This is a genomic window from Serratia sp. NFX21 (assembly GCF_048517035.1).
Lineage (GTDB): Bacteria > Pseudomonadota > Gammaproteobacteria > Enterobacterales > Enterobacteriaceae > Serratia > Serratia quinivorans.
The window spans coordinates 1,329,663-1,340,673 of the sequence record NZ_CP183196.1; the positions used below are offsets into that span (position 1 = coordinate 1,329,663).

The 11,011-nt window shown below is 53.9% G+C and carries 14 protein-coding genes; 5 read left to right on the forward strand and 9 right to left on the reverse strand.

The features are described from left to right. Positions 1-28 precede the first annotated feature (28 nt). Complete coding sequence (locus tag ACNT1W_RS06180) at positions 29-820, reverse strand: cytochrome C assembly family protein (protein WP_017891659.1); 792 nt, start codon at positions 818-820, stop codon at positions 29-31. A gap of 169 nt (positions 821-989) precedes the next feature. Here ACNT1W_RS06180 and ffh point away from each other — a divergent pair, with 169 nt between their 5' ends. The 5 genes from ffh (at position 990) to rplS (ending at position 4,614) form a co-directional block, all read left to right on the forward strand. Then, on the forward strand, positions 990-2,351 hold the full coding sequence (ffh, locus tag ACNT1W_RS06185; protein WP_012005297.1) for a signal recognition particle protein: 1,362 nt from the start codon (positions 990-992) through the stop codon (positions 2,349-2,351). Between the two features lie 216 nt (positions 2,352-2,567). Then, entirely contained in the window at positions 2,568-2,816 is a 249-nt protein-coding gene (gene rpsP / locus ACNT1W_RS06190) for a 30S ribosomal protein S16 (protein ID WP_004932501.1), read from the forward strand. 18 nt (positions 2,817-2,834) lie between these two features. After that, complete coding sequence (gene rimM, locus ACNT1W_RS06195; RefSeq protein ID WP_012005298.1) at positions 2,835-3,383, forward strand: ribosome maturation factor RimM; 549 nt, start codon at positions 2,835-2,837, stop codon at positions 3,381-3,383. A gap of 52 nt (positions 3,384-3,435) precedes the next feature. Then, on the forward strand, positions 3,436-4,203 hold the full coding sequence (trmD, locus tag ACNT1W_RS06200; RefSeq protein WP_012005299.1) for a tRNA (guanosine(37)-N1)-methyltransferase TrmD: 768 nt from the start codon (positions 3,436-3,438) through the stop codon (positions 4,201-4,203). Positions 4,204-4,257: 54 nt separating this feature from the next. Next, positions 4,258-4,614, forward strand: a complete 357-nt coding sequence (rplS, locus tag ACNT1W_RS06205; RefSeq protein WP_012005300.1) for a 50S ribosomal protein L19 — start codon at positions 4,258-4,260, stop codon at positions 4,612-4,614. A gap of 154 nt (positions 4,615-4,768) precedes the next feature. On the opposite strand, the gene ACNT1W_RS06210 is transcribed toward rplS, so the two are convergent. From ACNT1W_RS06210 to ACNT1W_RS06245, 8 genes are all read right to left on the reverse strand, one after another. Continuing rightward, positions 4,769-4,987, reverse strand: coding sequence for a DNA-binding transcriptional regulator (locus tag ACNT1W_RS06210; protein ID WP_012005301.1), 219 nt, complete (start codon positions 4,985-4,987; stop codon positions 4,769-4,771). Positions 4,988-5,075: 88 nt separating this feature from the next. Then, positions 5,076-6,167: a phage late control D family protein gene (locus ACNT1W_RS06215; protein WP_112362940.1), complete on the reverse strand. Its 1,092-nt coding sequence runs from the start codon at positions 6,165-6,167 to the stop codon at positions 5,076-5,078. Continuing rightward, a complete protein-coding gene (locus ACNT1W_RS06220; protein WP_112362939.1) occupies positions 6,164-6,637 on the reverse strand; it encodes a phage tail protein in 474 nt (157 codons plus the stop codon). The genes ACNT1W_RS06215 and ACNT1W_RS06220 overlap by 4 nt, the downstream gene beginning before the upstream one ends. A gap of 16 nt (positions 6,638-6,653) precedes the next feature. Beyond that, positions 6,654-8,759, reverse strand: coding sequence for a phage tail tape measure protein (locus ACNT1W_RS06225; RefSeq protein ID WP_218218164.1), 2,106 nt, complete (start codon positions 8,757-8,759; stop codon positions 6,654-6,656). Further along, entirely contained in the window at positions 8,752-8,886 is a 135-nt protein-coding gene (locus ACNT1W_RS06230) for a GpE family phage tail protein (RefSeq protein ID WP_261099233.1), read from the reverse strand. The genes ACNT1W_RS06225 and ACNT1W_RS06230 overlap by 8 nt, the downstream gene beginning before the upstream one ends. Before the next feature lie 20 nt (positions 8,887-8,906). Continuing rightward, positions 8,907-9,194 (reverse strand): phage tail assembly protein, encoded by a 288-nt coding sequence (locus tag ACNT1W_RS06235; RefSeq protein WP_012005306.1) that lies wholly within the window; start codon positions 9,192-9,194, stop codon positions 8,907-8,909. A gap of 63 nt (positions 9,195-9,257) precedes the next feature. Further along, positions 9,258-9,767 (reverse strand): phage major tail tube protein, encoded by a 510-nt coding sequence (locus ACNT1W_RS06240; protein ID WP_006323695.1) that lies wholly within the window; start codon positions 9,765-9,767, stop codon positions 9,258-9,260. A 13-nt stretch (positions 9,768-9,780) separates the two neighbouring features. Next, a complete protein-coding gene (locus tag ACNT1W_RS06245; protein ID WP_012005308.1) occupies positions 9,781-10,950 on the reverse strand; it encodes a phage tail sheath protein in 1,170 nt (389 codons plus the stop codon). Between the last annotated feature and the right edge of the window lie 61 nt (positions 10,951-11,011).

The window sequence follows — 11,011 nt, forward strand, 5'->3', positions numbered from 1 at the left end:
TATGTATGGAGAAAGATAGCCTGAGGGCTTAGCGAACCATCACTTGCTGGATCAGACGGCTGCCGAAGTAGGCCAGCGTTAGCAGAAAGGCGCCGGCAAAGCTGAACCACACGACACGGCGGCCACGCCAGCCTTCATGGTAATGGCCCCACAGCAAAACGATATAGACAAACCATGCCATGATCGACAGCACGGCCTTGTGCACGTTTTCTTTGCTGAACAGGTTATCCATATACAGCAGGCCGGTACATAACGTGAGCGTGAGCAACACGACACCGATCTGGGTGATGTGGAACATTTTGCGTTCGATGCTCATCAGCGGTGGCATGTCGGCGCTGAACGACAGCTTTTTGTTTTTCAGCAGGTAGTCCAGCCAGGCCAGTTGCAGCGCATACAGCGCGGCAATAATCAGCGTAGCGTAGGAGAACAGCGCCAGGCCAATATGCACCATCAGTTCCGGACTGGCTTCAAGATGGGTAATGAACTCACCCGGCATAAAGCTGGCGAAGGCCAGATTGATCATCGCGAAGCTATAAACAATCGGCAGCAGGAACCAGCCGCGGTCGCGTGAGGCGACAAAGGTCATGACCGAACAGATGATCAGGCTGACTATCGAACCGATGTTCAGCAAGCTGAGATTTTGTCCGGCGCTAACGTCAAAAATACGCTGCTGCAGTGCGATGGCGTGGCAAACCAGCGCCACCACCGCCGAGACGAGAGCAAGCCGACGGTATGCGCTGTTCTTCCGCAACAAGCTGGGAATAATCAGTCCAAGGCTGAGCAGGTAGGCGATCAAAGCCACAATGGAGAAAACTGGCATAGCGTTTAATTTTGCTTCGGCGTGGTGAATTGGATTGTCAGTATAGCGTCGTGCGCGTCCCACTCCAACCGATCTCCAACGCTGAGGCAGAGATCCTCTTAGCTTCGTGTTATAATCGCCGCAATTATGTCGCCAGAGCGGCCTGTCATTACACGTTGAGCAAGAGACGATGTTTGAAAATTTAACCGATCGTTTGTCGCGCACCCTGCGCAATATCAGCGGCCGTGGGCGGCTGACCGAAGAAAATATCAAGGAAACCCTGCGTGAAGTGCGCATGGCATTGCTGGAAGCGGACGTTGCGCTGCCGGTGGTGCGGGACTTTATCAATCGCGTAAAAGAGAGCGCGGTAGGTCATGAAGTCAACAAAAGCCTGACGCCGGGGCAAGAGTTCGTAAAAATCGTCAAGAGCGAACTGATTTCCGCGATGGGCGAAGTGAACACCGAGCTGAACCTGGCGGCACAGCCGCCGGCAGTGGTGCTGATGGCGGGCCTGCAGGGTGCCGGTAAAACCACCAGCGTCGCCAAGCTCGGTAAGTTCCTGAAAGAAAAACAGAAGAAAAAAGTGTTGGTGGTTTCCGCTGACGTTTATCGCCCAGCGGCGATCAAACAGTTGGAAACGCTGGCGGAAAGCGTCGGCATCGACTTCTTCCCGTCCGATGTTAAAGAAAAGCCGATCGACATCGTTAACCGTGCACTGCAACAGGCCAAGCTGAAATTCTACGATGTTCTGATCGTCGATACCGCCGGCCGTTTGCACGTTGATGAAGCGATGATGGATGAGATCAAACAGGTGCACGCGGCGATCAAGCCGGTGGAAACCCTGTTTGTGGTCGACGCCATGACCGGCCAGGATGCGGCCAACACCGCCAAGGCCTTTAACGAGGCGCTGCCGCTGACCGGCGTGGTGCTGACCAAGGTCGATGGTGACGCGCGCGGCGGTGCTGCGCTGTCCATTCGTCACATTACCGGCAAACCGATCAAGTTCCTCGGCGTGGGCGAGAAAACCGAAGCGCTGGAGCCATTCCATCCGGACCGCGTGGCGTCACGCATTCTCGGCATGGGCGACGTACTGTCGCTGATCGAAGATATCGAAAGCAAAGTTGACCGCGAACAGGCGGAAAAACTGGCTAACAAGCTGAAGAAGGGCGACGGTTTCGATCTGACCGACTTCCTGGAGCAGCTCAAGCAGATGCGTAACATGGGCGGTATGGCCAGCATGCTGAGCAAACTGCCCGGCGCCGGCCAACTGCCGGACAATGTGAAATCGCAGATGGACGACAAGGTTTTGGTGCGTATGGAGGCGATGATCAACTCGATGACGCTGAAAGAGCGCGCCAAACCGGAAATCATCAAAGGTTCGCGCAAGCGTCGTATTGCGGTGGGTTCCGGCATGCAGGTGCAGGATGTTAACCGCTTGTTAAAGCAGTTCGACGACATGCAACGCATGATGAAAAAGATGAAGAAAGGCGGAATGGCGAAGATGATGCGTGGCATGAAAGGTATGATGCCGCCGGGCTTCCCAGGCCGCTGACAGCCGCTTGCCCTCTGGGGTGAGCCTGTTTAAGCATTTGCCGTTCGCGGTGAAAACCGCCCGAAATATTACCGGCGAAAAAAAGTAGTTGACGACGAACTACGCTTTCGATTGCTTTTTGCGCCAAAATGAGTAAAATTTTCGGGCTTTTTATATTGCAACCGGGCCCCGTTCCCTCAATGGGGCCCGGCTGTTTTATTAACTAAAGAGGATGTTATGGTAACAATTCGTTTGGCACGTGGCGGCGCAAAAAAGCGTCCGTTCTATCAAGTAGTAGTGACCGACAGCCGCAATGCTCGTGATGGTCGTTTCATCGAGCGTGTAGGTTTCTTCAACCCAATCGCATCTGGTCAGGCTGAAGCACTGCGTCTGGACCTGGATCGCATTGAGCACTGGGTTGGTCTGGGTGCTACCGTTTCTGATCGCGTTCACGCGCTGATCAAAGACGCTAAGAAAGCAGCTTAATCTGTCGCGGTGGTGGCAATGAGCAAGCAACTCAAACCGGTAGCACCTAAGCAGCCGATTGTACTCGGTAAGATGGGGTCTACTTACGGCATCCGTGGTTGGCTCAGAGTGTTTTCATCCACCGAGAACGCCGAAAGCATATTTGACTATCAGCCCTGGTTAATCCAGCGCTCTGGTCAGTGGCAGTTTGTCGAGTTGGAAGACTGGAAACGCCACAGTCAGGATCTGATCATCAAGGTCAAAGGCATTGACGATCGGGATGCTGCGAATCTACTGACCAATTGCGAAATTGTCGTAGATTCCGAGCAGTTGCCTCCGCTGGAAGGCGATGATTACTACTGGAAAGACCTTATGGGCTGCCAGGTAGTCACCACTTCCGGATACGAACTGGGTAAAGTCATCGATATGATGGAAACCGGTTCTAACGACGTCATGGTCGTGCGGGCAAACCTGAAAGATGCATTCGGTATGAAGGAGCGGTTGGTCCCGTTTCTTCATGGGCAGGTTATCAAGAAAGTCGATCTCACTGCTCGCGTGATTGAAGCAGATTGGGATCCTGGTTTTTGACCTCCGAATTAAACGGTCGAAACAAGTGGAATGACAGTAAGGGGATTGGCTTGTGTTCATTGGTATTGTAAGCCTGTTTCCTGAGATGTTCCGCGCGATCACCGATTACGGGGTGACTGGCCGGGCAGTAAAAAATGGCCTGCTGAGCGTGCAGTGTTGGAGTCCACGTGACTTCACCTACGACCGGCATCGTACCGTGGACGATCGCCCTTATGGCGGCGGCCCGGGAATGCTGATGATGGTGCAACCCTTGCGGGAAGCCATTCATGCAGCAAAAGCAGCGGCAGGCGAGGGAGCAAAGGTGATTTATCTGTCACCTCAGGGGCGCAAGCTGGATCAAACCGGCGTGTGCGAACTGGCGGCCAACCCGAAGATGATTCTGGTGTGCGGTCGTTATGAAGGGGTAGACGAGCGCGTAATCCAAACCGAAATTGATGAAGAATGGTCAATCGGCGATTACGTCCTCAGCGGCGGGGAACTGCCGGCAATGACCCTGATTGATTCAGTCGCCCGCTTTATACCGGGTGTGCTGGGCCATCAGGCTTCAGCAGAAGAGGACTCTTTTGCCGATGGATTGCTGGACTGCCCGCACTATACCCGTCCTGAGGTGTTGGAAGGGATGGAGGTTCCGCCAGTTTTACTGTCGGGCAACCATGCCGAGATACGTCGCTGGCGCTTAAAGCAGTCGCTGGGCCGTACCTGGCTTAGAAGACCTGAACTTCTGGAAAGCCTAGCTCTGACTGACGAGCAAGCGGTGTTGCTGGCTGAGTTCCAACGGGAACATCAGACCAAGCAGCAGGACTATGAAGGGAACGTCTGAGCAATTGGCTCGACGGGACCGATATATCAGTTTACCTAGGGTAAGAGACATATTATGAGCAACATTATTAAGCAAATTGAACAAGAGCAGATGAAGCAAGACGTACCTGCATTCCGTCCGGGTGATTCCGTGGAAGTTAAGGTATGGGTCGTTGAAGGTAGCAAAAAACGTCTGCAGGCATTCGAGGGCGTGGTTATCGCTATCCGTAACCGCGGTCTGCACTCTGCATTCACTGTTCGTAAGATTTCCAACGGCGAAGGTGTTGAGCGTGTATTCCAGACTCACTCACCAGTAATTGACAGCATTGCTGTTAAACGTCGTGGTGCCGTTCGTAAAGCCAAACTGTACTATCTGCGTGAGCGTACTGGTAAGTCTGCTCGTATCAAAGAGCGTCTGAACCGCGTCGGCTAACGCTGCATCCAAAAGTTAATAACTATGAAGGGGTTGGCAATATGCCGACCCCTTTTTTTATGCTTAAAATCTGTTGATTGCATTTGCAAGATTTATTTTCGGAAAAGTAAGTTTCCACAGATATAAAAAAGCCTGCGGTGGCAGGCTCTTTGCGTCACAGCGCCGCGACACGCTGTTTACTTTTTTCCGGGTGCGGCTGAGCCGGAACAATATCGCCAGGCTTCACAATCACTCGCGCGACGGACTCATGCGTGGCAAAGGTGCAGCTACAGTTAATGTTCTGGCATTGGTGATAGCGCTCTTTGGTCGCTTCACTGAGGTAACGGCTGGAGCGAGTATGGGCCACGCTACCGCAAAGTGGACAGTGCATCATAGTTGAATCCCTCTTTCGACTGCATCAAGTTATGTGACTTATAATAGCTCAATGACTTGCAAAAGCAAGATTAAAACTCAAATGAAAATCAAGATTCGATAATGGCGAACTCAACCCGTTGAGTCAGCACATCGAGAGCGATTTTGGTGACATAACCACTGCCGTTTAACGTGTGAACCACCGTATTGATTATCCAGCTTTGCCGATCGATGGCCTCTTTGAATCCGCGTACCTGAATAGGCATCTCCGGATAAAGTTCGGGCCGGCCCATTGCCAGATTGATAGAGAACTGCACGCTTCCCTGTTGGATTCGTTCCCATTTTGCCTTGGCTGCCCGAATGGCGGCCTCTTTGTTGGTATAGACCCTGGGTAAGGTGAAAACGTTATCGCTGTCCCCCGCGAGATAGTTGGAGCTTTCTGCGTTGTCGGCGGCGCCATTTTGACGTTGTACTGTCAACTGTTGCTGTTGGGCGTGCTCGGTATCCTGCCATTTGGCGCGAACGCCGGAGTAATTTCCTCTATCGGCCAGGTTAAAATAGTGCTGGTCGCCGTCTCTACGCTGCAGGATAAGCGGTGCTATGGGTTTGCCTGAAACTGTTTGGCCTGAGCCTGGGATGAGAAACAGCAGGCGCTCATCTTTGATAGCTGCTACCGCGCCATTCATGGTGGCTAGCCGGGTAATGAATGCGGCATCTGTTTCTTGAGCCTGGTCAATGTGGGATATCTTTATTTCGGCCAGTCCCGCCGCCAGCGTGTTACCCATACGGTTGCGGTTCGCTATCTCATTGACGATCTCCCCCAGAGTTTTGTCATGATAAGAACGATCGCGAGCGGTGTTCATCGAACCTCTAAAGTCGACGCTGCGGGCGCGCAGGGTGAGTTTGTCCGGCGCACCCTGATGTTCTACTTCATCAATGGTGAACTTGCCCTTATTGACTAACCCTTGGCCTTTCCAGCCTAGCTTTAGGGTAATCACCTGATTACGTGCCGGCATCACCACCTGACCATCGGTATCGTCAAGTTCAAGAACCAACTGGTCGGCGGTGAAACCCCGGTTATCAGTCAGGGTAAGGGATAGCAACCGGTGCCTGAAGGTTTCCGTCACGTCCTGCTGTTGCAGAAATAGGGCATAGTCCGGGGCTACTTGCGCCCCTATAGGCAATGGCGTTTGGGTGATCACGACAGCAACCCCCCAATGCGTTGCACGCCTTGCCCTGCCTTGTCGGCCAAATCCAGCGCCTGCTGGCGCAGATCGCCAAACATACTGATCAGTGACTCATCAACGCGCATCAGGTTGATGGTGAACTCAATCTGCCGGGCGCTACCGTTAGAGAAAAGCTGGGTTTTGGTTTCAGCTATGTTCTCAATGACATACATGCCATAAATGGTGCCGCTGCCTTCAATTAGCGGCCAGGCTCGTCCTTGAGAAGCCATCAGTTGCAACGTCATCAACGACAGTGCTCCGCCGGTGACTTCCGGCATCAGCACCCCTGTCAGGGTGATTTTTTCGCTGTCGGCACCCAAAAACTGCGCGGAAGGGCGCTGGCCGATGCGTGCGTTGGTTGGCCAACGGAAACTGCTGCTGCGCTGCATGCTCTGGTAGGGCACGGTTTTCAGCATAAAAACAAACATGCCGAGGGTAAGCATCATGGTTTTTTCTCCTCAATTAACTCATTCGGCTGCGAGCATCTGCGGCCTGACGTCGCGTCAGCAACTCAAATTGCCGCGCGACTTCACGACCGATATCTTGCTCACTCTGGCCGGCGCTGGCGGTGATATTGATAGTGACTGACGGGATTTGGATCTGCGTTGCGGGTGAAACCGGTGCCGGCGAGGCTGCCATCACCGGGGCACTGAGCGACAGCAATGCTGCCGACATCGCTGCCGTACGGCGACGACTGGTCACCTGCACCGGACCACCGATCAGTTCCGGGCCGTTTTCACCCACAAGGCCAAATTGCCCGGCAGGAATACTCCCGCCCGAATCGAACTTGCCGGCGAACGAAAAGCCATCGTCGTCATCTTGATTTTCGGTATGGCCTGTAGCGCTGTTTTTACTGCCAAATGACATCCAATCGGGGAGCCAGTCAGTCAGCGACATGAATTTTTTTATCCAGCTATCAATGGTGTCCGTAATGTACTTCTCCATTGCTTTGCATCCAGCAGAGATGCTCTCCCACAGATTGCTAAAGAATGGTGCCAGCTTGTCCCAGTTTTCGATCACCGCAAAAGCCGCAATGGCAATCAAGCCGACAATGGCCAGCAATGGGTTGGCCATTGCCATGCGCCCCAGCCAAATCATGGCCTGCCCGGCTTTGAGGATTGCGCCGTTAATGATGGTGAACCCCTGGAGTACCTGAGTGGCGACCAGGCTGACGCCGCTAAGCCCACCAAGCAATAACGTGAGTCCGCCGGCGACTTGCAACAAGGTGCTGGCCAATGCGGGGTTACTGGTCACCCAGGAATTCAGTTGCACCAACCATTGCGCCGCCGTTTGGGTCAGCTCCCGCAGGGCTGCGCTTTGGCCGGAAAACAAATTGATCCGCAGGCTGTCCCAGGAGGCAAACAACTTTTGGATGTCCCCATCCAAATTGTCGCCTTTGACGGTGACCAAATGCTGCGCGGCACCGCCAACCTGGTTGGCCTGCAGTTTTTCTGTGCCTGCGGGGGCAATTCTTTGCGCCGCAGTGAACAGGTCGGTCCCTGAGCCTGCTTTGCTTTTCAAGGCTGCACCGACGGATTGTACCGTCATACCATATTGGCTACTGGCTAGTGCCAGCACATCGGCAATCCGATCGAACTGGTCGGCGGGCAGATTAAAAGCGTTCTGCACCGCGGTCATCGCCTCGACAGTTTCATTGACGCCGCTGTCTGTGGCATTCGACAGCCTGAGCGCGGCAGGTGATGCCCCCATGATTTCATTGGCACCTAACCCTTTTTTAGCCAGTGCCGTTTGCGCCTGGATTGTTTTATCCGGTGAGGTTCCAGATTGGCCCATACTGCGTGCCTGCTGACTCAGTGCGGCAAGTTGCGGATCGGATTTATCCAGCTTGAGTTGCGCCTGTAATTGAGAAAGCTGTTTTTCGAAATTAACACCTGGAGCCAGCAACCTGGCTCCGCCGATGGCGGCCGTTTTTGCGATGGTGAAGCCCGCGGCACTAGCGTTGTTTATTTTGCTGAGGTTTTCACGGCGATTCTGATTAGCGGCATGTGCGGTACTGAATCTCTGGCCGGTCATCACCTGCCGTTGGTTTTTCATCGAGACAATAGCGGCATTGGCATTGATTGTTTTGTCGCGAAGCTGTCGTTGCTCGTTGCTGAGTGACTTAAGATCAATACCTTGCCTGGTCAGGCTATCGCGCTGGTTGCGATCGATGGTTTTGAGCAGTCCGTGCTTTTTCTCCAAAGCGCTAATGGTTTCCGCCACCAGCGCAACTTCGTTATTCATTTGTTGGGAATGTTGACCCGGCGCGCTACCTTTTGCCAACGTTTCAAGCACGGAATATTTTTTCCGCGATGCCGTCAATAATTTATTGGTTTTAACCAGTTCCTGATTATTTTTCCTGAATGAATCGATGCCATTTTCCTGCTGATGCAGGATTTTCAGGTTTTTCTCCGCACGTCGAATATCATTACCCAGCATGTTGTATAGACTTTTATTACCAAGGGGTTGACGCAACTGCTTCATCAGAGCGCTGGTCTGTTTTTCGATCGCTTCGAGCCCTTTAATTATCTCGTTTTGTGACTCCAGTTCCTGCCCGCTGCTACTCATCTGTATTTACTCCACTACGTTGAAGGGCCTTATAGCGCCATTCCATCAGCTCTGTCAGCGTCATGCCGTTCATCTCTGATGGCGGCCAGTGAAAAATCACTGCGACATCCGCCATCAGATCGTCCACGGTCAGAACGGGGTCGATGTTTACTCGGCCGATTTCGGTGACAAAAAACCGATCACCTGGCCGGCCAATGCGATCAGGTCCGGCAGCTCCAGCCGGGCGCACTCTTCTTTGGTCAGGTTTGGATAGGTCACACGCGGCAGGATGGTGATCAGGGCGTCGACGTCGGCGTTGGCCAGCGCCGCCAGACCGATACCGCGCAGGCTGCCTGCATTCGGTTTGGTGACCTGTACTTCACGGATCTCGCTGTCGCCGCGTTTGATCGGGGTTTCCAGTACAACGGTATTTTCTGGGGATGCATTCAGTTCCATGGGATATCCAATTATTGTCAGGGAAACAGGGCCAGCACCAAGGCTGGCCATTGAAGTGATAAATTACAGGCCGATAGCGCGGCGGTGGGCCGCCAGCAGATCCACTCCGTCGACTTTTTCAATCATGTTGACGGTATCGATCTCGATCAGCTCTTTGCCGTCGATGCTCAGTTTGAAGTAGGTACAGTCGGTAGAAACCTTGGTCTCGGTGTCTTCGCCTTGTTTGAAGTCACCGCTGTCGATTTCTTTGTGGCGACCGCGCATCACGACTTCGAGTGCCGATACTTCGCCGGTGTCGTCACGCTGGAAAGAACCGGTAAAGCGCAGCGGTACCGCGTCGACGCGGCCCCATTGTTTCAGCACCAGCTCATCGATGCCGCCCATGGTCCATTCGACTACCAGCGCATCGTCATCCAGACCGAAGTCCACCGAGGCTGCGCCGCTCATGCCGCCGCCGCGGAATTTTTCCAGCTTACGGGTCAGTTTTGGCAGGGTCATGGCGGAGACCACGCCCATGTAGTTGAAGCCGTCGTTAAACAGGTTCAGATATTTCAGTTTTTTTGGCAGTGCCATTATTCAGGTCTCCTTAGCTGTTCACGGACGCGGCGAAGTTCGCCAGGTAACGGTCGGTGATGCGCTGGCGCAGGGTTAAATCTTCCAGCGGCGGTACCGGGGTGTAGTCATAATCGATAAACAGTTTGCCGGCCTTCAGGGTTTCTTTATCGTTGGCGCTTTCGTCGTACCAGCAGTCGCCGTCAATGATCAGCCCGGCGGATTTCAGCTCGCGGAACTTGGCTTTGATGCCGTCGATCATGTCGCGGATCAGCGTTGGTGTAACCGGGCGGTCAACTGCCCACAGATGAGCTTCGGCCATGGTGTCAGCCAATACCTGCGCGGTGCGGGTATAGTTTTCGAACTGGAATAATGGATCGTCGGAACAGGTGCGTGAGCCCCAAAACTTGAAGCCATCTTTGCGGATCAGGGTGGTGACGCAGGCTTCGTTCAGCAGGTCAGCATCGGTACCGACGGTTTGCAGATCCCAAAATACGCTGGCTGAAATACCGCTGACGCCGTTGACGCCGACGTTGGACAGGGTCTTATGCCAGCCAGTCTCCTGGTCAATCTTGGCGCGCAGACCCAGCGCACGAGCGGTGGCGTATGCGATGTCGCTGCTGTTGGTGGTGGTGTTCCAGTTAACAAAGTCTGGCCAGATCAACATCAGTTCGCGTTGGCTAAAGCCTGCGCGGTACTTGATGGCGTCGGAGACGGTCTTGCAGCCGTAAGCGCTGATATAACCAAAGGCACGCAGTTGTTGGCAGATACCGGCCAGTGCGGTTGCCACCTCCAGATTGTCGTGGCCTGGCACACCCAGAATACGCGGCTTCACGCCCAGTTCGGCCTGTGCCGCCAGCAAGGCTTTCATACCGGTATATTTACCGTTTTCATCGGCGCCGCCAATGATATTGGAGGTGGTTTCGGCCTCGTCTTTGCCTTCTGCCACACGTACCACGACGGTGACCGGTTTGGCCTGCTCGGCAATCGCCAGCAGCGAGCGTGCCAGGGTGCCATTTTTGCCGGCCTTGCCACTGGCGGCCAGAACGTCAGTGATCAACACTGGAGTGTTGAGAGGGAACAGGCTTGCATCGGCATCTTCTGCAGTACAAACCATGCCAATAATCGCCGTCGAGACGGTGGAAATTACGCGGGTGCCTTCATTGATTTCGAGGACACGCACGCCGTGGTGATAATCACCCATAGCATTACTCCGTTTGTGGTTGGTAACAACAGAATGCCCTTCGCGATGGGGCCGCGCATCT

Excerpts from the sequence above, each read along its gene's own strand:
- rpsP (WP_004932501.1), top strand. The coding sequence starts at position 2,568 with ATGGTAACAATTCGTTTGGCACGTGGCGGCGCAAAAAAGCGTCCGTTC.
- ACNT1W_RS06245 (WP_012005308.1), bottom strand. The coding sequence starts at position 10,950 with ATGGGTGATTATCACCACGGCGTGCGTGTCCTCGAAATCAATGAAGGC.
- ACNT1W_RS06180 (WP_017891659.1), bottom strand. The coding sequence starts at position 820 with ATGCCAGTTTTCTCCATTGTGGCTTTGATCGCCTACCTGCTCAGCCTT.
- ACNT1W_RS06210 (WP_012005301.1), bottom strand. The coding sequence starts at position 4,987 with ATGATGCACTGTCCACTTTGCGGTAGCGTGGCCCATACTCGCTCCAGC.
- rplS (WP_012005300.1), top strand. The coding sequence starts at position 4,258 with ATGAGCAACATTATTAAGCAAATTGAACAAGAGCAGATGAAGCAAGAC.
- ACNT1W_RS06225 (WP_218218164.1), bottom strand. The coding sequence starts at position 8,759 with ATGAGTAGCAGCGGGCAGGAACTGGAGTCACAAAACGAGATAATTAAA.
- ACNT1W_RS06240 (WP_006323695.1), bottom strand. The coding sequence starts at position 9,767 with ATGGCACTGCCAAAAAAACTGAAATATCTGAACCTGTTTAACGACGGC.
- ACNT1W_RS06235 (WP_012005306.1), bottom strand. The coding sequence starts at position 9,194 with ATGGAACTGAATGCATCCCCAGAAAATACCGTTGTACTGGAAACCCCG.
- rimM (WP_012005298.1), top strand. The coding sequence starts at position 2,835 with ATGAGCAAGCAACTCAAACCGGTAGCACCTAAGCAGCCGATTGTACTC.
- ACNT1W_RS06220 (WP_112362939.1), bottom strand. The coding sequence starts at position 6,637 with ATGATGCTTACCCTCGGCATGTTTGTTTTTATGCTGAAAACCGTGCCC.
- ffh (WP_012005297.1), top strand. The coding sequence starts at position 990 with ATGTTTGAAAATTTAACCGATCGTTTGTCGCGCACCCTGCGCAATATC.